Raw genomic sequence first — 21,170 nt, 5'->3', positions numbered from 1 at the left:
CATGCGCGTGTTGCTGCCGTTTTTGGCGTTGTATCGCCGCCATAGCCTGCTGATTAGCCTGGGCATCATTTTGGCGATCGTCACCCTGCTGGCCAGCATCGGCCTGCTGGCGCTCTCCGGCTGGTTCCTGGCCGCCTCTTCGCTGGCCGGATTGGCGGGCCTGCTAACCTTCAACTACATGCTGCCCGCCGCCGGCGTGCGCGGCGCGGCGATCTTCCGCACCGCCGGGCGCTACGCCGAGCGTGTGGTCAGCCACGACGCCACCTTCCGCGTGCTGTCGCACCTGCGGGTGTTCACCTTCAGCAAGATCCTGCCGCTGACGCCGGGCGGCATCGCCCGTTTCCGCCAGGCCGACCTGCTCAACCGCCTGGTAGCGGACGTGGACACGCTGGATCACCTTTATCTGCGGGTGATCTCGCCGCTGATCAGCGCGGCGGTGGTGATCCTGGTCGTCACTTACGGCCTGAGCTGGCTGGATCCTGCACTCGCCCTGACGCTGGGCGGCATTCTGCTGCTGCTGCTGCTGCTGGTGCCGCCGGTGTTCTATCGCGCCGGCAAACCGATCGGCGGCCAACTCACCGCGCTGCGCGGTCAATACCGCACCGACCTGACCGCCTGGCTGCAGGGGCAGGCGGAACTGGTGGTGTTCGGCGCCGTCAACGACTTCCGCCAGACGCTGAACGCCACCGAACAGCGGTGGCAACGCCGCCAGTGGCAGCAGGCCTCGCTGAGCGGCAAGGCGCAGGCGCTGATGATCCTCGCCAGCGGGCTGACGGTGACGCTGCTGCTGTGGCTGACCGCTGCGGGCATCGGCGGCGATACCCAACCCGGCGCGTTGATCGCGCTGTTTGTCTTCGCCGCGCTGGCGTCGTTCGAAGCGCTGATGCCGGTGGCCGGCGCCTTCCAGCATCTCGGTCAGGTGATCGCCTCCGCCACGCGGGTCAAACAGATCATCGATCGCCAACCGGAAGTCACCTTCCCTGCCGCCGGCCCGGCCGCTGCCGACCGGGCACAGCTCAGCCTGCAGCAGTTGAGTTTCACCTACCCCGATCAGCCGCAGCCGGTGCTGCGCGACGTCACGCTTGAGGTGGCGGCCGGCGAACACATCGCCTTGCTCGGCCGCACCGGCTGCGGCAAGTCCACCCTGCTGCAGCTGCTGACCCGCGCCTGGCGCACCGACGGCGGAAAAATTCTGCTCAACGGCGAACCGCTGGAGGATTATGATGAAACCACGCTGCGCCGAATGACCACGGTCGTCAGCCAGCGAGTGCATATCTTCAGCGATACGCTGCGGGAAAACCTGCGGCTGGCCGCACCGGATGCCGACGACGCTCGCCTGAGTGACGTACTGCAGCAGGTGGGGCTGGGCAAATTGCTGGACAGCGACGGCGGGCTGAACGCCTGGCTCGGCGAAGGCGGCCGGCAGCTGTCCGGCGGCGAACAGCGTCGGCTGGGCATCGCCCGCGCGCTGCTGCATCCGGCCCCGCTGCTGCTGCTTGACGAACCGACCGAAGGACTGGACGCCGAAACCGAGCAGCAGATCCTGGCGCTGCTGCGCCGGCATTGTCAGGGCAAGACGCTGATCCTGGTGACGCACCGCCTGTACGGCCTGGAACATCTCGACCGCATTTGCGTGATGGACGACGGCCGGATTGTCGAACAGGGCAATCACGCGGACCTGATGCGCCAGCAGGGCCGCTATGCCCGCTTTCGCAACCGTATCAGCAACCTGGCGCCTTAATCGGCCCGTAGAGGACGCAGAGACCCTGTATGCGCATCGTTAAGCTTTCCCCCCAGTCGCTGGCGTTTCCCTCGCCTGAGGGCGCCCTGCGCGATCCCAATGGCCTGCTGGCGATCGGCGGCGATCTCACGGCGCCGCGGCTGCTGGCGGCCTATGAGCGCGGCATCTTCCCCTGGTATTCGCCGGGAGAGGCCATCCTGTGGTGGTCGCCCGACCCGCGTGCGGTGCTGTTCCCGGCCGAGTTTCATCTTAACCGCAGCCTGAAACGCTTTCTGCGCCACGATCCGTTTCGCATCACGCTCAATCACGACTTCGCCGCGGTGATCGCCGCCTGCGCCCACCGGCCGGATGAAGGCACCTGGATCGGCCCGGAGGTGCAGCGCGCCTATCAGCATCTGCATCGCCTCGGCTACGCGCACTCGGTGGAGGTCTGGCAGGATGATCAACTGGTTGGCGGCATGTACGGCGTGGCGCAGGGCGCGTTGTTCTGCGGCGAATCGATGTTCAGCCGCGTCACCAACGCCTCAAAATGCGCATTGATGGCCTTTTGCCGCCATTTTGCCGCTTATGGCGGGGAATTGATTGACTGCCAGGTGCTGAACGCTCACACTGCCCGCCTTGGCGCGCGTGAAATTCCGCGCCGTCAATTCTTGCAGCAGCTCAGCACCCTTCAACGGCGGCCTTTGGCACCGGCGTGCTGGGAGCCGCAAGTCATATCCCCACAGCCGGTTGAACCGCCCTATCCAGTAAACTAATTGATGGAAACGGTGCAATGTTCACCGACACATCTTTACATAATGGGGGTTTTTCGGCATTATCTTGCCGGTTAAAAACTAAGGTAGTTAGACCTAGAGGATTCGATGGCCAAAGAAGACAATATTGAAATGCAGGGCACCGTTCTTGATACGCTGCCCAACACCATGTTCCGCGTTGAATTGGAAAACGGGCACGTGGTAACCGCACACATCTCCGGTAAAATGCGTAAAAACTATATCCGCATCCTGACGGGCGACAAAGTCACTGTAGAGCTGACCCCGTACGACCTGAGCAAAGGCCGCATTGTCTTCCGTAGCCGTTAATCGGCTCACCGCGCGCCACACGCTGGCGGCATCGAGGATGTAATCCCTCGGGAGCCCTTTCCGTTTACCCCCGCAGCGACGTTAAACAACGGGTTGCAGGTGCGCAGGTAAACTGAGAGGGCTCACTCGTTTCTGTTGTACGGTGAATCTCACCCATAAAAAAAGCGATGCCGAAGCATCGCTTTTTCTTTGCCTGAAGGCAGCCTTAGTGCACCGCGCCCTCGTCCGCCTTGCGCTTGGCGGCGCTGAGGAAGTGGTAAGTCAGCTGTTTCTTGTCCTTGTCCAGCTCGACCTTCACGGAACCGCCGTCCACCAGCGAACCGAACAGCAATTCGTTGGCCAACGGTTTCTTCAGGTTTTCCTGCATGACGCGCGCCATCGGACGAGCGCCCATCGCACGGTCGTAGCCCTTCACCGACAGCCAGTCGCGCGCTTCGTCGCTCACTTCCAGCGAGACGCCCTTCGCATCCAGCTGCGCCTGCAGTTCGACGATAAACTTGTCGACCACCTGCTGGATCACCTCGGTAGACAGATGGTTGAACCAGATGATGTTGTCCAGACGGTTGCGGAATTCCGGCGTAAACACCTTCTTGATCTCTTCCATCGCGTCGGTGCTGTTGTCCTGCTGCACCAGGCCGATCGACTTGCGTTCGGTTTCCCGCACACCGGCGTTGGTGGTCATCACCAGGATCACATTGCGGAAGTCCGCCTTGCGGCCGTTGTTGTCGGTCAGCGTACCGTTGTCCATCACCTGCAGCAGCAGGTTGAACACGTCCGGGTGCGCCTTCTCGATCTCATCGAGCAGCACCACCGCATGCGGATGCTTGATCACCGCATCGGTCAGCAGCCCGCCCTGATCGTAACCGACGTAGCCCGGAGGCGCGCCGATCAGACGGCTGACGGTATGCCGCTCCATGTACTCGGACATGTCGAAACGCAGCAGCTCGATATCCATCGCCTTGGCCAGCTGTACGGTGACCTCGGTTTTCCCGACCCCGGTCGGCCCGGCGAACAGGAAGGAACCGACCGGCTTGCGCTCGTGGCCCAGACCGGCGCGGCTCATCTTGATCGCTTCCGTCAACGCTTCGATCGCCTGATCCTGGCCGAATACCAGCATCTTCAAGCGATCGCCCAGGTTTCTCAGCACGTCGCGATCGCTGGCCGACACGGTTTTCTCCGGGATGCGAGCGATACGCGCCACCACGGATTCGATATCGGCCACGTTGACGGTTTTCTTGCGCTTGCTGGCCGGCATCAACCGGCTGCGGGCGCCCGCCTCGTCGATCACGTCGATCGCCTTGTCCGGCAGATGGCGATCGTTAATGTATTTCACCGACAGCTCCACCGCGGCGCGGATCGCCTTGGCGGTATAACGCACGTCGTGGTGCGCTTCATACTTGGTCTTCAGGCCGTTGATGATCTGAACGGTCTCTTCCGCCGTCGGTTCGGTGATATCGATCTTCTGGAAACGGCGCGCCAGAGCGCGATCCTTTTCGAAGATGTTGCTGAACTCCTGGTAGGTGGTCGAGCCGATCACCCGGATCTTGCCGCTCGACAGCAGCGGTTTGATCAGGTTGGCGGCATCCACTTGCCCACCGGAAGCCGCACCGGCGCCGATGATGGTGTGAATTTCATCGATGAACAGGATGCTGTTCTGATCCTGTTCCAGCTGCTTGAGCAGCGCCTTGAAGCGTTTCTCGAAGTCGCCGCGGTATTTGGTGCCGGCCAGCAGCGAACCGATATCCAGCGAATACAGCGTGCAGTCCGCCATCACTTCCGGCACGTCGCCCTGCACGATACGCCAGGCCAGGCCTTCGGCAATGGCAGTCTTGCCCACGCCGGATTCGCCGACCAGCAGCGGGTTGTTTTTACGACGACGGCACAGCACCTGAATCGCGCGCTCCAGCTCACGATCGCGGCCGATCAGCGGATCGATGCCGCCCACACGGGCCAACTGATTGAGGTTGGTGGTGAAGTTTTCCATACGGTCTTCCCCTCCGGACTGCTCTTCGTTCACCGGGTTTTCCGCATTCGGCGCTTGGCCCGGCTCGTCTTTACGCGTGCCATGTGAAATGAAGTTCACCACGTCGAGACGGCTGACGTCGTGCTTGCGCAGCAGATAGGCCGCCTGCGATTCCTGCTCGCTGAAAATAGCCACCAACACGTTGGCGCCGGACACTTCGCTGCGGCCGGAGGATTGCACATGGAAGACCGCGCGCTGCAGCACGCGCTGGAAGCTGAGCGTCGGCTGAGTGTCGCGCTCTTCTTCGCCAGCGGGCAGCGTCGGTGTGGTTTGTTCGATGAAGGCTTCCAGCTCCTGGCGCAACGCGGCCAGATCCACCGTACATGCCTCGAGCGCTTCTCGCGCGGCAGGGTTGCTCAGCAACGCCAGCAACAGGTGCTCCACGGTCATAAACTCGTGTCTGTGCTCACGCGCCCTGGCGAAAGCCATGTTGAGACTGAGTTCCAGTTCTTGATTGAGCATAAGCACCTCCCCAATAGATTGCCTTATTCAGGCTTTTTCCAGCGTACAAAGCAACGGATGCTCGTTCTCCCTTGCGTACCGGTTCACATGGACGACTTTGGTTTCCGCCACCTCGGCGGTAAAAACACCACAGATCGCCTTGCCTTGATAGTGGACCGTGAGCATCAGTTGCGTTGCGCGTTCAATATCATAAGAAAAGAACTTTTGCAGAACGTCAATCACAAATTCCATCGGTGTGTAATCGTCGTTGTTAAGTATAACTTTATACATAGACGGCGGTTTTACCGCATCGATTTGTTTTTCTTCGGCCAAGTGTTCAAAGTTTAGCCAATCGTTGTTATTGCCCATCGCTGCTCATCTTCTCTGCTCTGCCCTCTGATATGGGGACAGGTTTCGGTTATTCAAAGTGGGGATAGTTACTATTTTATCATCTTCGGCATCGTCCCGCCGCACTGTAACGTGCGCAAAAAAACGGGCCAATTGTGACTGAATCGTGGCAATAGCGTTACCTGCTTCAAACTTTGGTGAACTGCTCCCCGCCGACAAAAGCCGATCCCTTGACGCCCCGATCATTTGCTCTAGAGTGTAAATTCGTGGCTGGTGGTCTTTTAACCACCCCTTGTCCACCCTGCTACTCGCCCACGGCGAGTGCGAAATCAGTTATTCATCTCACTTAAAATAGCGTTGCGAGGGATGTAAAAGCATGGAGACGGGTACTGTTAAATGGTTTAACAACGCCAAAGGTTTTGGCTTCATCTGCCCAGCCGGCGGCGGCGAAGATATTTTCGCGCATTATTCCACAATCAAGATGGATGGTTACAGAACGTTGAAGGCGGGCCAGCAGGTCAGCTTTGACGTGCATCAAGGGCCCAAAGGCAACCATGCCAGTCTTATTGTGCCAGTGGAAAGCGAGGCGCTGTCCTAAACGCTTCCGGCAGCGTCGCGCTGCACTGACTCTGACTGCGATAAAAATGCCAGCCGCCGTGTGACTGGCATTTTTTATGCCTGTGACTTACTCGCGCGCCAGCGCATCGATCGGATTCAGCCGCGCGGCATTGCGCGCCGGCAGATAGCCGAACACCACGCCGATGCCGGTGGAACAGAGGAACGCGCTCAGCAACGCCGCCGGCGGGAAACTGATCTGCCAACCCGGCAACACCAGCTGCACCGCCAAACCGATAGCGAACGACAACGTAATCCCCAGCGCGCCCCCCACCAGGCAGACCAAGACCGCCTCGATCAGGAACTGCTGCAACACATCGCCGGAACGCGCGCCCACCGCCATGCGGATGCCGATCTCACGCGTGCGCTCGGTCACCGACACCAGCATGATGTTCATCACGCCGATGCCGCCCACCACCAGCGAAATCACCGCCACCAGCGTCAGGAACAGCTGCAGCGTGCGAGTGGTTTTCTCCGCAGTTTGCACCAGGCTGTCCATGTTATAGGTGAAGAAATCCTTCTTGCCGTGGCGCAACGTCAGCAGACGCGACAGCTGTTGTTCCGCTTCCTTGCTGTCGTAGCCGTCGCGGATGCGCACGGTGATCGAATCGAAATAGCTGTTGCCCATCAGCCGGTTGGCCATGGTGCTGTATGGCACCCACACGTTCAGCGTCTTGCTGCTGCCGAACATCGACTGCTTCTCTTTAGCCACGCCGACCACCGTCGCCGGCATGTTGCCCACCAGGATCACCTCGCCCACCACGTTTTTTTGGTGCGGGAACAGCCGCCGTTGGGTATTGGCGTCGATCACCACCGTCTGCGCCTGTGACTGCACCTGCATCGGGTCGATGCCGACGCCCTGGGTAAAGCTCATGCCGTACACGCGGAAGAACTGCTCGCTGACGCCGTTGACGTTGGCCGCCGCGTCGACGTTGCCCAGCCGCAGCCGCATGCTGCTGCTGATGCTCGGCGACAGCGCGCTGATGTACGGCTGTTCGCGCAGCGCGTCGAGATCGCCGTATTTCAACGATTGCCGGTAGGTCGGATCGTCGTCGCCGAAGTCCTTGCCGGGGTAGATATCGACGGTGTTGGTGCCGATCGATTTAATATCCGCCAGCACCATCTGCTTGGCGGCGTCGCCGATCACCAGGATCGATACCACCGAGGCGATGCCGATAATGATACCGAGCATGGTCAGCGCGGTACGCATCTTGTTGGCCGCCATCGCGCGCCAGGCCATCACCAGCGCTTCGCGAAAACGACCGCCCATCTGCCGCCAGGAGGGCGCGGCGGCGGCCAGCGCCAGCGGCTTGGCCTGGGTATCCTCCGGCGGCGCCGGACGCGAGTCGGCAATGATTTCGCCGTCGCGGATCTCGATGATCCGCTCCGCCTGGCGCGCCACCGCCGGATCGTGGGTCACCAGGATCACCGTGTGGCCCTGGGCGCACAGCTGTTTGAGGATCGCCATCACCTCTTCACCGGAGTGGCTGTCGAGTGCACCGGTCGGTTCATCCGCCAGGATCACCTGCCCGCCGTTCATCAACGCGCGGGCGATACTGACGCGCTGCTGCTGACCGCCGGAAAGCTGGCTTGGCCGATAGTTGACGCGCTCCCCCAGCCCCAGACGGCGCAACAGCGCCTCCGCCCGTTCGCGCCGCGCCGCTTTGCCCAGCCCGGCGTACACCGCTGGCACCTCGACGTTATGCGCCGCGCTCAGGTGAGGCAGCAGATGATAACGCTGAAAGATAAAGCCGAAATGCTCGCGCCGCAGCTGCGCCAGCGCATCGTCGCTCAGCGTCGCCACGTCCTGGCCGGCCACCCGATAGACGCCGGCGCTCGGCTTGTCCAGGCAGCCGAGAATGTTCATCAGCGTCGATTTGCCGGAGCCGGAAGCCCCCATGATCGCCACCATTTCACCGGCGTCGATGCTCAGACTGATCCCCTTCAGCACCTCCACCGTCTGCTCGCCGGAACGGTAGCTGCGGCGAATGCCGTTCAGCTGCAACGGCGCCGCCATCAGCCGGCCTCCACGCCGCCGCGGCTGACGATCACCTCATCGCCCGCCTCGAGCCCGCTGAGGATCTGCACATCGATATTGTTGCGCAGGCCGATGGCCACCTCACGCTTCTCTTCCTTGCCCTGTTTCAGCACCGAAACGTGGTAGCGATTGTCGGCGATCTGATCGCCCAGCGCCGCCAGCGGGATCACCAGCGCCTGCTGGACGCCGGCCAGTTGAATGTGCACCTGCGCCGTCATTTGCAAGCGCAGCAGCCTTTCCGGGTTGGGCACTTCGAAACGCGCGTAATAGAAGATGGCGTTGTTGACCTTTTCCGGCGTCGGCTGAATGTCTTTCAGCACGCCGTCGAAGCGCCGGGTCGGATCGCCCAGCACCGTGAACCAGGCCTTCTGACCCGGCTTGAGGTTAATGACGTCGGCCTCCGAGACCTGCGCCTTCACCAGCATGGTGCCGAGATCCGCCAGCGTCAGAATGTTCGGCGCCTGTTGCGCCGCGATCACCGTCTGGCCCTGCAGCGTGGTGATCTGCACCACGTCGCCATCCATCGGCGCTTCGATGCGGGTATAGGCCAAATTGATCTTGGCGGTATCCAGGCTGGCCTGGTTGCGGGCGATCTGCGCATTGATGGTGCCTACCTGCGCCTTCTTCACCGCCAGCTGCGTCGCCGCCTGATCCAGATCCTGACGCGATACCGCCTGCAGTTTGGCCAGCGCCTGGTTGCGCTGCAGCGTAACCGCCGCCAGCTGCTGTTCCGCCTGCGCCTGCAGCAGCTGCGCATGCAGCTCGCGCAGCGTCGCCTCGCCTTCACGGATGCTGTTCTGCGCCTGTTGCGGATCGATAACCCCCAGCAACTGACCTTTCTTCACCTTGTCGCCGATCTCGACATACAGCTTTTCCAACTGCCCGCTGACCTGCGCGCCGACGTCAACCTTGCGCACTGCGTCCAGCTGGCCGGTCGCCAACACGTTCTGCTGCAGATCGCGCTTGGTGACCTTTACCGTTTTGAAATCGGTCGGCGCCGGATGGCGGAAGTGCCAAACGGCCGCCGCGGCAATCGCCGCAATCACCGCCAGTGCGAGTATCCAGCGGCGTTTATGTCCTTTAAACCCTGTCAAAATTGACCTGCCTGTGCTTGTGAATATCGACCGCCCATTGCGGCGGCGGAGCTAAATTAGCACGCACCGTAGGGAATAACTAAACCTTAGCTCAACACAATGTGGAGACACGCTTGGTTACAGTTCGGCATTGAACTCCCGTTTAGTGAAGCCTTGATGAAATAGCGCCATTCAACACAGCCAAGGATTTCATCATGTCACAGCTCAGCTACCCACTCGCCTCCGCCCGGCCGCTTAACGGCTGGCAACTGATGACGGCGCTGATCAATGGCGAAAAGGCACCGAGCAACGCCTGGAAAAAAACCTCGTTTCGCCTGAAGTTTCTCGGCCGTTCGCTGCTCAACTGGCGCACCACCAGCGGCCTGCTCAGCACCCTGGCCAGCAATCCGCTGCTGGAGGAGATCCTGAGCGCGCAGCCGAACCTGCCGTGCAAACTGCATCGTCCCTACCTGGCGGCCAACATGAGCAAGATCGAATGCCTGTTCGCCCTGCGCGATCATTACGATCTCATCGTACAGCGCATGCCGCTGAAGATGCGCCTCGGCCACCTCGGCCCGCACGCCTTCGTGCTGGCCAGCGCGATGGGCAAGAACGAAGCGCCGATCACGCTGGAGCTGGCGGCGATCGACAAACTGAATAAGGAAGGGGAAGCCACGCTGCTGCTGCGCAACGCCAACGGCGTGATGCTGGCGGAGATCACCTTTGCGCTGATGCATTATCAGCAGCAGCCGACGTTGTTCATCGGCGGCCTGCAGGGCGCGAACCATGACGTGCCGCACGCCGAGATCCAGCACACCACCAAAGAGTGTCACGGCCTGTTCCCTAAACGGCTGGTGCTGGAAGGCATCTGCACGCTGGCGCGGCACCTCGGCATCCGCCAGATTGTGGCGGTCGGCAACGCCACCCATATCTATCAAAACTGGCGCTACCAGAGTAAGAAGAAGGACAAGCTGCACGCCGATTACGATCAGTTCTGGCTGTCGATGGGCGCCAAACCGCTCGACAGCGGCTATTTCCTGCTGCCCGAACGCATCGCCCGCAAGCCGATCGAAGAGATCGCCAGCAAGAAGCGCGCCGAGTATCGCCGCCGCTATCAGCTGCTGGACGAGCTGGAACAGGGATTGGCGGCGCACTTCTGCGCCCGATAACACCCGGCGGGCCGTCAGTCCGCCCGGCCGCGCGCCAGCCAGATCACCCGTGAGAACATTTTCTTCAGCAGCGGCGGCACCGAGTCCGTGCCCCATTCGCCGGCCTGCATCGCGACCTCGATCGCCAGATCCGGCTTCGAAGAGTGGTGGACCGCTTTCAGGATCACCTTGCGCACCGGCATCTGCGCGTTGAGCGGCACCGACGCCATCCGGTGATAAACCGGGCCGAACCCTTCGCGGAACATGAAGTGCTCCATGTCCGGCGCCGGCAGCGCGGTCAGCCGATCGCGCTCGTTGTCTTCATGATTGTCCAGCAGGCTGCGCACGGTATTGGCGTACTTTTTGCCCGCCTCGTCGCCGTCCACCAGCGCATGCCACTCGATGCCCATGCGGCGGGCGAAGCGCAGCAGCGGCTTCAGGCCGCACTGGGCGAATTCGATGACCCGCACCCCTTCCGCCTCGAAATGGTAGCCGCACTGGCGCGCCAGCTCGTTCAGCAGCCACACTTCGGTCTCGCCTTCCACCAGTAGCCAGCAACGGGCGAACAGCGACGACGGCCGGTTGAAACGGATGTGAAACGCGATGCGCCGTCCGTCTTCGGCGCTCAACCCGCGCGGCCCGAGACGGTAGGTCGCGACCCGGCCCGACTCGCGCACCAGCCGGCAGACGTGCTCCACCGGCACCAGCGACACCAGTTCGCTGGAGTTGGTGGTGGTGATGCGCTGCAGCGGCAGCTGATTGAGCAGCCCCCAGGCCACCGAGAGCATGATCGGATGCAGGCGAGTTTCCGGGTCTTCCACCAGCAGCAGCGGCCGGGCGTGCGGATCCAGCTTGACGTCGCCCTTGGCCTGCAGCAGGGTGGAAAACATGCCCAGCAGGATCAGACGCATGCTGCGGCTGTTCGGCTCGGCGACCATGCGGTTGATGCCGTCCAGCGCGCGCCAGGCGTCCTGCTCCGGTTCACCGCCGCGGCGGCGCGGCCGCGCCACCTGCGAGCTCTGCTCGGCAAAGTAGTGCTCGAGCAACTGCTGCATCGCCGCCAGCCCCTGACGCAGCTCGCCGTTGGTCAGCTTCTGCGGATTGCGCACCAGCTCGCGCGTCAGCTGATCCAGCTGCTGCGCCAACGCCTGGGTATCGGGTTTGCGTTCATCGCCGAGGCTGCTGGGGCGCAGGCGGCGAATAAAGCGCGCGTCGCGCAGGCGCAAAACCGGGTGGATGCGGATGATGGCGTGGGCCAGCTGTTCGATATGGTGCAGTTGAAAGGCGTTGCCGTCGGCGTCGAGAAAACCGCGCCAGGTACACACCGTACCGTCATCGGCCAGCTCGCCCTCGCAGCGGTAGTGAATGCGGCTCAGGCCGTCTTCCCCCTTGACCCACAACGGCGTCAGATGGCGGTAGCGCGGCAGGTGCGCGTGGCCGATGTCTTTCTCGCAGAAGGTGAATACCACCTGCAGGTGGCGCTCTTTGGCCGCCTCCTCACCGGGGGGAAAATGGAAGTCGTGCGCTTCAAATCGATACAGTTTCTGCTCCGGCGCCAGCAGCAGCGTCAGCGCATCCAGCAGGCTGGATTTACCCCAGGCGTTTTCGCCGAGCAACAACGTGTTATCGTCCAGCATCAGGGACAGCCGATTAATACCGCGAAAACCTACAATTTCGATACGCTCCAAGAACATCCGCCGCCTCCCGTGCGCGCCGTCGCCTCTTCAATGAGGCGACTTTCACAGAGCATGGTCAAAAAACCCCTTGCAGGTCAAGCGGCCAGCGTCAAATCTGCCGCTTTACTCCGGCCGGGCTTTTGGTTAGCGTGTGCTCCTCGCCGCCGTTCGTCGCGCATCAAAACTCAAGGACACTCGTTGCACCATGTACTCAGGACTGTTGATTATTCTGTTACCGTTGATTGTCGGTTACCTCATTCCCTTACGCCATCGCCCGCTGCTGGTGCTGATCAACCGCCTGCTGAGCTGGATGGTGTATGTGATCCTGTTTTTCATGGGCATCAGCCTGGCGTTTATGGAGAATCTCAGCAGCAATCTGATGCTGATCTTCCAGTACAGCGCAGCGTTCTTCTTCTGCATTCTCTGCGCCAATCTGCTGTTGCTGGCGCTGCTGGAGCGGCGCATGCCGTGGCGCAGCAGCCATAAACAGGAAAAGCTGCCTTCGCGCGTGCATATGGCGCTGGAGTCGCTCAAGCTGTGCGGCGTGGTGCTCGGCGGCTTCCTGCTCGGCCTGACGCAGTGGCAATGGCTGCAGTTCGCCCATAAAGGCAGCGAATATGCGCTGATCTTCCTGCTGTTGCTGGTCGGCATTCAGCTGCGCAACAGCGGCATGACGCTGCGCCAGATCGTGCTCAACCGCCGCGGCACGCTGGTGGCGCTGGCGGTGGTCGTCGCGTCTCTGGCCGGCGGCGCGCTGGCGGCGCAGCTGCTGGGGCTGCCGGTCAAGGCCGGGCTGGCGATGGCCTCTGGCTTCGGCTGGTACTCGCTGTCCGGCATTCTGATCACCGACGCCTACGGCCCGGTGATGGGCAGCGCCGCGTTCTTCAACGATCTGGCACGCGAGCTGGTGGCGATCATGCTGATCCCGACGCTGGTGCGCCGCAGCCGCTCCACCGCCCTCGGCCTGTGCGGCGCCACCTCGATGGACTTCACCCTGCCGGTGCTGCAGCGCAGCGGCGGACTGGACATGGTGCCGCCCGCCATCGTGCACGGCTTCCTGCTGAGCCTGCTGGCGCCGGTGCTGATCGCCCTGTTCTCCTGATCCTTTCCCCTTGGGGGCCACCCGGCCCCCAAAGCGTAATCATTCCCATCCGCACGGCAAAATTGCGCTAAATCAAACTTGCCCGCAGTAGTCGCACAAAAGCCTTTTGCAACCCCGATCGCCGATCTATGCTTTTAAACAAGCATTACAAATGCAACTTTAAAAATAAAAGGAAGCGACTATGTTCTGTGTGCAATGTGAACAAACCATTCGAACCCCGGCAGGCAACGGCTGCGCGTATGCTCAGGGCATGTGCGGCAAAACGGCGGAAACCTCCGATCTGCAGGATCTGCTGGTGGCGGCGCTGCAGGGCCTCTCCGCCTGGGCGCTGCAGGCGCGTTCGCTGGGCATCGTCGACCATGAGATCGACAGCTTCGCCCCGCGCGCCTTCTTCTCCACCCTGACCAACGTCAACTTCGACTCCCAGCGCATCATCGGCTACGCGCGGGAAACCCTGCTGCTGCGCGATTCGCTGGCCGCCCGTTGCCGGCTGCTGGACGCCGGCGTGCGCGTCGATCACCCGATGGCGGCACTGCAGCTGGCCGGTGACGATATGCCTGCGCTGCTGCAACAGGCGGCGCAGTTTGCCCTCAACAGCGACAAGGCCGAGGTAGGCGACGACGTACACGGTTTGCGCATGCTGTGCCTGTACGGCCTGAAAGGCGCGGCGGCCTATATGGAACACGCGCACGTGCTCGGCCAGTTCGACGAGCAACTCTATGCCGACTACCACGCCTTTATGGCCTGGCTCGGCACCCGGCCGCGCGACGTCGATACCCTGCTGAACAACGCCATGGGCATCGGCAAGATGAACTTCAACGTGATGGCGATCCTCGATCGCGGTGAGACCCAGGCCTACGGCGATCCGCAGCCCAGCGCAGTCAACGTGCGCCCGGTGGCCGGGAAAGCCATTCTGATTTCCGGCCACGATCTCAAAGATCTGCGCATGCTGCTCGAGCAAACCGAAGGGCAAAACGTCAACGTCTACACCCACGGTGAAATGCTGCCGGCGCACGGCTATCCGGAACTGAAAAAATTCAAGCACCTGGTGGGCAACTACGGCAGCGGCTGGCAAAACCAGCAGACGGAATTCGCCAAATTCCCTGGCCCGATCGTGATGACCTCCAACTGCATCATCGATCCTAACGTCGGCAACTACGGCGATCGCATCTGGACCCGCAGCATCGTCGGCTGGCCGGGCGTCAACCATCTGGAAGGCGACGACTTCGGCGCCGTGATCCGCCAGGCGCAGGGCATGAACGGCTTCCCTTACACCGAGATCGAGCACCTGATCACCGTCGGCTTCGGCCGCCAGACGCTGCTGAACGCCGCCGACACGGTGATCGATCTGGTGTCGCAGAAAAAACTGCGCCACGTCTTCCTGGTCGGCGGCTGCGACGGCAGCCGCGACGAGCGCAGCTACTTCACCGACTTCGCCCGCAGCGTGCCGCAAGACTGCCTGATCATGACGCTGGCCTGCGGCAAGTACCGTTTCAACAAGCTGGACTTCGGCACCCTGGAAGGGCTGCCGCGCCTGCTGGACGTCGGCCAGTGCAACGACGCCTACTCCGCCATCATGCTGGCGGTCAAGCTGGCGGACACGCTCGGCTGCAGCGTCAACGAGCTGCCGCTCAGCCTGGTGCTGTCCTGGTTTGAACAGAAGGCGATCGTCATTCTGTTGACGCTGCTGTCGCTGGGGGTGAAAAACATCGTCACCGGCCCGACCGCGCCGGGCTTCCTGACCGACAACCTGATGGCGATCCTCAACGAGAAATTCGGCCTGCGTCCGATCACCACCGTCGAGCAGGATATCGCAGCGCTGCTCGCCTGATGCCGTTACGTTATGGGGCCGCCTGCGCCGGCCCCTTTGCTTTTTGAGGTGCCCCGATGACTCAACCCACTCCGCTTTGCCCGAACCGCATGCAGGTGCATTCCATCCGGCGTGAAACCGCCGACGTCTGGACGCTGAACCTGATCTGCGACGTTTTCTATCCTTACCAGGCCGGCCAGTTTGCGCTGGTCAGCATCCGCAACAGCGAGGAGACGCTGCGCGCCTATACGCTCTCCTCCTCGCCTGGCCAGAGCCGCTTTCTCAGCATCAGCGTGCGCTGCCTGCCGGACGGCGCCGGATCGCGCTGGCTGACGCAAGAGGTCAAGCCCGGCAACACGCTGTGGCTGTCCGACGCACAGGGCGAGTTCAGCTGCGAGCGTCACCCGGCCGATCGTTATCTGATGCTGGCGGCCGGCTGCGGCGTGACGCCGATCGTCTCGATGTGCCGCTGGCTGACCGCCAACCGTCCAACCTGCGATATCGCCGTGATCTTTAACGTGCGCACCCCCGCCGACACGATTTTCGCCGATCAGTGGCGCGCGCTGTGCGCCGCCCATCCGCAGCTGCGCCTGACGCTGATGGCCGAGCAGGATCTGCAACCCGGCTACCTCAGCGGCCGTATCGATGAACAGACGCTGCGGCAGGCGGCGCCGGATATCGCCGAACGCACGGTGATGACCTGCGGTCCTGCGCCCTACATGGATCAGGTGGAGCAGCTTTGTCGCCGGCTCGGCGTGCCGGCCGAGCGTTTCCATAAAGAGCAGTTCCACACGCCGACGGCGCAGGCCGATGCCACCGAAGGGCTGACGCTGCGCGCCGCCCGCCCGCTGCGCGAATTCCGCGTGCCGGTCGGCAGCACGCTGCTGGCGGCGATGGAGGCCCATGCCCTGCCGGTCAACGCCGCCTGTCGCGCCGGGGTGTGCGGCTCATGCAAAACCCGCATCCTCGAGGGCGACTACACCACCACCAGCACCATGACGCTGAGCGCGGAAGAAATAGCGCAAGGCTACGTGCTGGCCTGCAGTTGCCAACTGCAGGGTGACGTCACGCTGGCGTGATCCCCTGGCCCCATCACCGCGATGGGGCATTTATCGGCAAGTTCCCCGCGCCCAGCCCGGTTACACTTTTCCCCGTTCTACGCTCTTTACCCTTCCTGACCGCATCTCGTCCACAGCCGGTAAGCTATGCTTGCAGTTGTTCTGCTGCCACTCACCGGATCGAGTACACATCGTTTTTCAAACCATGTTTGGGGGAACCATGAAGCAAACCGTAGCCACACTGATCGCCAAAACGCTGGATCAAGCCGGCGTAAAACGCATTTGGGGCGTGACCGGCGATTCGCTCAACGGCCTTAGCGACAGCCTGCACCGCATGGGCACCATCGAATGGCTGGGCACCCGCCATGAAGAGGTGGCCGCCTTCGCCGCCGGCGCCGAAGCCCAGCTTACCGGCCAGTTGGCGGTGTGCGCCGGTTCCTGCGGCCCCGGCAACCTGCATCTGATCAACGGCCTGTTCGACTGCCACCGCAACCATGTGCCAGTGCTGGCGATCGCCGCACACATCCCTTCCAGCGAAATCGGCAGCGGCTACTTCCAGGAAACCCATCCGCAGGAGCTGTTCCGCGAATGCAGCCACTATTGCGAGCTGGTTTCCAACCCGGAACAGCTGCCGCGCGTGCTGGAGATCGCCATGCGCAAGGCGATCCTCAACCGCGGCGTCTCGGTGGTCGTCTTGCCGGGCGACGTGGCGCTGCGCATGGCGCCGGAAGACGCGACCCTGACCTGGCATACCCCGGCGCTGCCGCTGGTGCAGCCACCGATGAGCGAGCTGAACAAGCTGGCGGAAACGCTGAACAAGGCGAAGAACATCACCCTGATGTGCGGCAGCGGCTGCGCCGGCGCGCACGATGAAGTGGTCAAGCTGGCCGAGCTGCTGCAGGCGCCGGTGGTGCACGCGCTGCGCGGTAAAGAACATATCGAATGGGACAACCCGTACAGCGTCGGCATGACTGGACTGATCGGTTTCTCCTCCGGTTATCACGCGATGATGAACGCCGACACGCTGGTGCTGCTCGGCACCCAGTTCCCCTATCGGGCGTTCTACCCCACCAACGCCAACATCATTCAGATCGACATCAACCCCGGCAGCATCGGCGCGCACTGCCCGGTCAATATGGCGCTGGTGGGCGACATCCACACCACCCTCACCGCCCTGCTGCCGCAGCTGGAGCCGAAGCGCGATCGGGCGTTCCTAGACAAGGCGCTGGAGCATTACCGCAACGCGCGCAAGGATCTCGACGGGCTGGCGACCGCCGGCGACGACCAACCGATCCACCCGCAGTATCTGGCGCAGCAGCTCAGCCACTATGCCAGCGACGAGGCCATCTTCACCTGCGACGTCGGCACGCCGACGGTGTGGGCCGCCCGCTACGTGAAAATGAACGGCAAGCGTCGCCTGCTCGGTTCGTTCAACCACGGTTCGATGGCCAACGCCATGCCGCAGGCGATCGGCGCTCAGGCCACCGCGCCGGATAAACAGGTGATCGCCATGTGCGGCGACGGCGGCTTCACCATGCTGATGGGCGATTTCCTGTCGCTGGCGCAGCTCAAGCTGCCGGTGAAAATCGTGGTGTTCAACAACAGCGTGCTGGGATTCGTGGCGATGGAGATGAAGGCCGGCGGCTATCTGACCGACGGCACCGATCTGCATAATCCGGACTTCGCGGCGATCGCCAATGCCGCGGGCATCAAGGGCATCCGCGTGGAAAAAGCCTCCGATCTGGACGGCGCGCTGCAGGAGATGTTGGCGCACCCCGGCCCGGCGCTGCTGGACGTGGTCACCGCCAAGCAAGAACTGGCGATGCCGCCGCAGATCAAGTTCGAACAGGCGAAAGGCTTCAGCCTGTACATGCTGCGCGCCATCATCAACGGCCGCGGCGACGAAGTGGTCGAGCTGGCGAAAACTAACTGGCTGCGCTAAGCAAGCTGCCCCGGTGAAATAAAGGGTATATGATGCCATGTACCCTTTTCCTCTCCCTTATATTCCAGGAACCCTATGCTTATCGATCTACGCAGCGACACCGTCACCCGCCCCAGCGCCGCCATGCGCCAGGCGATGGCTCAGGCAGAAGTCGGCGACGACGTCTACGGCGATGATCCGACGGTCAACGCGCTGGAGGCGGAAGCGGTGCGTCTGTCGGGCAAAGAAGCGGCGCTGTTTCTGCCCAGCGGCACCCAGGCCAACCTGGTGGCGCTGCTGAGCCACTGCCAGCGCGGCGATGAATATCTGGTCGGCCAGCAGGCGCACAACTACAAATACGAAGCCGGCGGCGCAGCGGTGCTGGGCAGTATCCAGCCGCAGCCGATCGAGGCCGACGCCGACGGCACGCTGCCGCTGGACAAGCTCGCCGCCGCCATCAAACCCGACGATATCCACTTCGCCCGCACCCGGCTGTTGAGCCTGGAAAACACCATAAGCGGCAGAGTCTTGCCGCAGGCCTATCTACAGCAGGCGTGGCAGTTTACCCGCGAGCGGCAGTTGGCGTTGCATATCGACGGCGCGCGCATCTTCAACGCCGCCGTGGCGCTGAACCTGCCGCTAAAAGAGATCGTGCAGTACTGCGACACCTTCACCATTTGCCTGTCGAAAGGGTTGGGCGCGCCGGTCGGCTCGCTGCTGTGCGGCAGCGAGGCTTTCATCCAACGCGCGCTGCGCTGGCGCAAGATGACCGGCGGCGGGCTGCGCCAGGCCGGCATTTTGGCGGCGGCCGGCCTCTACGCGCTGGAGCATAACGTCGCGCGGCTGCGCGAAGACCATGACAACGCGGTCTGGCTGGAGCAACAGCTGCGGCAGATCGGCGTAGAGATCGCCGATCCCGGTGCGCAGACCAACGTGCTGTACCTGCGCCAAACGCCGGCGCTGGCGGCCAAACTCGGCCCGTGGATGCGCGAACGCGGCGTGCTGATCAGCAGCGGCCCGCTGACGCGCATTCTGACCCACCTCGACGTCAGCCGTCAGGATCTGCAGCGGGTGGTCGAACTGTGGCGGGAGTTTCTTCAGCAGCACGCCTGATCGCTCGGGGCGCAGACCGCGCCCCGCACTCAGAAGATCCAGCGGCCGTAAACCCAGTACCACAGCCACAGCACCGCCGCCAGATTGAGCGCCACGCTGAGGATGAACCAGGTTTTAAACGGCTGCTTCTGGGTCTTGTGGCGAAACAGCTGCTGCGCCAGCAGCGCGCCCAACCAGCCGCCCAGCGCACCGAACAGCAACAGCGTCGTCTCCGGCACCCGTCGCCATCCCTTGTGCGCCGCCAGCTTATCGCCGCCGTAGATCAGAAACGTCAGCAGGTTGGCCGACAGCAGCCACATCCACACCGGATGCGGCGAGAACAGGCTGGCGATCAGCGCCAGGCCCAGCAGGGCGTAACAAATCACATTGAGTTTCATGGCATTCGGTTTTTCGTGCGATAAGGGGCGCGTAGTGTGAACTCGCGCCGCGGCGGATGCAACCGGCTTATACCCATACAAAAAGTGCATTTAAACCCTGAATTTGGCATCCTGTCGTTCTGCCAATCCTCTACCGCACAAGGCGGCCCGATGACACCCCAACGCGTACTGGTTCTTGGAGCCAGCGGCTATATAGGCCAGAACCTGATCCCGCACCTGATCGAACAGGGGCACCAGATTACCGCCGCCGCGCGGCGCATCGAGTGGCTGCAGGAGCAGAACTGGCCGCAGATCAACTGCCTGTATGTCGATCTGTACCGCCCGGAAACCCTGAGCGCGGCGCTGTGGGAAATCGATACGCTTTACTATCTGGTGCACGCGATGGGCGACGGCGACGACTTTATCGAGAAGGAACGCCAGGCGGCGGAAAACCTGCGCGACGCGCTGCGCAATACCGGCGTCAAGCAGGTGATCTTTCTCGGCGCGCTGCAGCCGAACGACGACAGTTCGCCGCACCTGGCGGCGCGCCGCCTGACCGGCGAGATCCTGCGCCAGAGCGGCGTGCCGGTGACCGAGCTGCGCGCCGGCATCATCGTCGGCCCCGGTTCGGCGGCGTTCGAAGTGATGCGCGACATGGTCTATAACCTGCCGGTGCTGACGCCGCCGCGCTGGGTGCGCTCGAAGTCCTCGCCGGTGGCGCTGGAGAACCTGCTGGTTTACCTTGCCGATCTGCTGGCGCACCCGGCGGAGGAACACCGCATCTTCGACGTCGCCGGGCCTGAATACCTCAGCTATCAGGATATGTTCAAACGCTTTATCGCCATCAGCGGCAAGCGGCGCTGGCTGATCCCGATCCCCTTGCCGACGCGGCTGATTTCGGTGTGGTTCATCAGCCTGATCACCTCGGTGCCGACGCCGATCGCGCGCGCGCTGATCCAGGGCCTGAAGCACGATCTGCCCGCCGACGGCAAACCGTTGCAGGCCCTGATCCCGCAACGTCTGCACACCTTCGATCAGGCGGTCACCGCCACGCTGCAGCGCGAACTGGAGGTGGTCGATTCCGCCGACTGGGGCTACGATCCGGCGGCGCGGGCCCGCTGGCGCCCCGGCTACGGCTATTACCCGAAACAGGCGGGATGTTCGCTCGACACCGCCGCTTCCAGCCAGGCGCTGTGGCAAACGGTGCAGCAGTTGGGGGGCGAGGAAGGCTATTTCTACGCCAATATCCTGTGGCGGATCCGCGCCCGCATGGACGACATGATCGGCAACGGCGTGGTCTATGGCCGCCCGGCGCGCGCGTCCCTGGCGCTGGGCGACGAGATCGACGGGTGGAAAGTCATCACGCTGAAGCCGCTGCGGCAGCTGGCGCTGCTGTTCGGCATGAAGGCGCCGGGGCTGGGGCGGCTGAGCTTCACCATTACCGATCGCGGCGATCGCCGCACGCTGGACGTGCGCGCCTGGTGGCATCCGGCCGGCTTCAGCGGGCTGCTGTATTGGTTCGCCATGATGCCCGCGCACCTGTTCATTTTTCGCGGCATGGCGAAGCGCATCGCGACGCTGGCCGAGAACCTGGACCGCCAACAGCGCTGAATGCCGTTCATTTGTCG

Annotated in this window: 17 protein-coding genes; 11 read left to right on the top strand and 6 right to left on the bottom strand. The window is 62.7% G+C overall.

Annotation, left to right across the window (positions count from 1 at the left end; translation table 11 throughout):
• Position 1 precedes the first annotated feature (1 nt).
• The 3 genes from cydC (at position 2) to infA (ending at position 2,820) form a co-directional block, all read left to right on the top strand.
• The gene (gene cydC / locus HWW83_RS02265) at positions 2–1,741 is read left to right on the top strand and encodes a heme ABC transporter ATP-binding protein/permease CydC (protein ID WP_103101144.1); all 1,740 of its coding nucleotides are present in this window, start codon (positions 2–4) and stop codon (positions 1,739–1,741) included.
• A gap of 29 nt (positions 1,742–1,770) precedes the next feature.
• Positions 1,771–2,496, top strand: coding sequence for a leucyl/phenylalanyl-tRNA--protein transferase (aat, locus tag HWW83_RS02260; RefSeq protein ID WP_033650663.1), 726 nt, complete (start codon positions 1,771–1,773; stop codon positions 2,494–2,496).
• A 105-nt stretch (positions 2,497–2,601) separates the two neighbouring features.
• Positions 2,602–2,820, top strand: a complete 219-nt coding sequence (gene infA, locus HWW83_RS02255) for a translation initiation factor IF-1 (RefSeq protein WP_002211347.1) — start codon at positions 2,602–2,604, stop codon at positions 2,818–2,820.
• A 205-nt stretch (positions 2,821–3,025) separates the two neighbouring features.
• On the opposite strand, the gene clpA is transcribed toward infA, so the two are convergent.
• Together clpA and clpS are read right to left on the bottom strand one after the other, a co-directional pair.
• Positions 3,026–5,305 (bottom strand): ATP-dependent Clp protease ATP-binding subunit ClpA, encoded by a 2,280-nt coding sequence (gene clpA / locus HWW83_RS02250; RefSeq protein WP_025302261.1) that lies wholly within the window; start codon positions 5,303–5,305, stop codon positions 3,026–3,028.
• A 27-nt stretch (positions 5,306–5,332) separates the two neighbouring features.
• Complete coding sequence (gene clpS, locus HWW83_RS02245) at positions 5,333–5,653, bottom strand: ATP-dependent Clp protease adapter ClpS (protein WP_004928347.1); 321 nt, start codon at positions 5,651–5,653, stop codon at positions 5,333–5,335.
• Between the two features lie 355 nt (positions 5,654–6,008).
• Here clpS and cspD point away from each other — a divergent pair, with 355 nt between their 5' ends.
• Positions 6,009–6,230: a cold shock-like protein CspD gene (gene cspD, locus HWW83_RS02240; RefSeq protein ID WP_004928349.1), complete on the top strand. Its 222-nt coding sequence runs from the start codon at positions 6,009–6,011 to the stop codon at positions 6,228–6,230.
• Positions 6,231–6,317: 87 nt separating this feature from the next.
• Here cspD and macB read toward each other — a convergent pair whose 3' ends face one another.
• The gene (gene macB, locus HWW83_RS02235) at positions 6,318–8,264 is read right to left on the bottom strand and encodes a macrolide ABC transporter ATP-binding protein/permease MacB (RefSeq protein ID WP_176588959.1); all 1,947 of its coding nucleotides are present in this window, start codon (positions 8,262–8,264) and stop codon (positions 6,318–6,320) included.
• A complete protein-coding gene (gene macA / locus HWW83_RS02230; RefSeq protein ID WP_033642548.1) occupies positions 8,264–9,379 on the bottom strand; it encodes a macrolide transporter subunit MacA in 1,116 nt (371 codons plus the stop codon). The genes macB and macA overlap by 1 nt, the downstream gene beginning before the upstream one ends.
• A gap of 194 nt (positions 9,380–9,573) precedes the next feature.
• Between macA and HWW83_RS02225 the strand changes: the two genes are divergently transcribed.
• On the top strand, positions 9,574–10,527 hold the full coding sequence (locus HWW83_RS02225) for a VirK/YbjX family protein (RefSeq protein ID WP_033642547.1): 954 nt from the start codon (positions 9,574–9,576) through the stop codon (positions 10,525–10,527).
• 14 nt (positions 10,528–10,541) lie between these two features.
• On the opposite strand, the gene HWW83_RS02220 is transcribed toward HWW83_RS02225, so the two are convergent.
• Entirely contained in the window at positions 10,542–12,200 is a 1,659-nt protein-coding gene (locus HWW83_RS02220) for an ATP-dependent endonuclease (RefSeq protein WP_033642546.1), read from the bottom strand.
• 187 nt (positions 12,201–12,387) lie between these two features.
• Between HWW83_RS02220 and HWW83_RS02215 the strand changes: the two genes are divergently transcribed.
• The 5 genes from HWW83_RS02215 to ltaE all read left to right on the top strand — a co-directional run bounded on the left by HWW83_RS02215 (position 12,388) and on the right by ltaE (position 19,186).
• Positions 12,388–13,284: a LysO family transporter gene (locus HWW83_RS02215; protein WP_033642544.1), complete on the top strand. Its 897-nt coding sequence runs from the start codon at positions 12,388–12,390 to the stop codon at positions 13,282–13,284.
• 181 nt (positions 13,285–13,465) lie between these two features.
• A complete protein-coding gene (hcp, locus tag HWW83_RS02210; protein WP_033650659.1) occupies positions 13,466–15,115 on the top strand; it encodes a hydroxylamine reductase in 1,650 nt (549 codons plus the stop codon).
• A 56-nt stretch (positions 15,116–15,171) separates the two neighbouring features.
• Complete coding sequence (gene hcr / locus HWW83_RS02205; RefSeq protein WP_122016384.1) at positions 15,172–16,173, top strand: NADH oxidoreductase; 1,002 nt, start codon at positions 15,172–15,174, stop codon at positions 16,171–16,173.
• Positions 16,174–16,372: 199 nt separating this feature from the next.
• Positions 16,373–18,094, top strand: a complete 1,722-nt coding sequence (gene poxB, locus HWW83_RS02200; RefSeq protein WP_046686762.1) for a ubiquinone-dependent pyruvate dehydrogenase — start codon at positions 16,373–16,375, stop codon at positions 18,092–18,094.
• A gap of 75 nt (positions 18,095–18,169) precedes the next feature.
• Positions 18,170–19,186, top strand: coding sequence for a low-specificity L-threonine aldolase (ltaE, locus tag HWW83_RS02195; RefSeq protein WP_122016383.1), 1,017 nt, complete (start codon positions 18,170–18,172; stop codon positions 19,184–19,186).
• 29 nt (positions 19,187–19,215) lie between these two features.
• On the opposite strand, the gene HWW83_RS02190 is transcribed toward ltaE, so the two are convergent.
• On the bottom strand, positions 19,216–19,563 hold the full coding sequence (locus HWW83_RS02190; RefSeq protein ID WP_047572068.1) for a DUF1294 domain-containing protein: 348 nt from the start codon (positions 19,561–19,563) through the stop codon (positions 19,216–19,218).
• Between the two features lie 150 nt (positions 19,564–19,713).
• Here HWW83_RS02190 and HWW83_RS02185 point away from each other — a divergent pair, with 150 nt between their 5' ends.
• A complete protein-coding gene (locus tag HWW83_RS02185) occupies positions 19,714–21,153 on the top strand; it encodes a DUF2867 domain-containing protein (protein ID WP_176588958.1) in 1,440 nt (479 codons plus the stop codon).
• The last annotated feature ends 17 nt before the right edge of the window (positions 21,154–21,170 follow it).

Origin of the sequence: Serratia ureilytica (assembly GCF_013375155.1) — a bacterium.
Taxonomy (GTDB): Bacteria; Pseudomonadota; Gammaproteobacteria; order Enterobacterales; family Enterobacteriaceae; genus Serratia; species Serratia ureilytica.
This window is presented reverse-complemented; position numbering and strand designations above follow the sequence as displayed.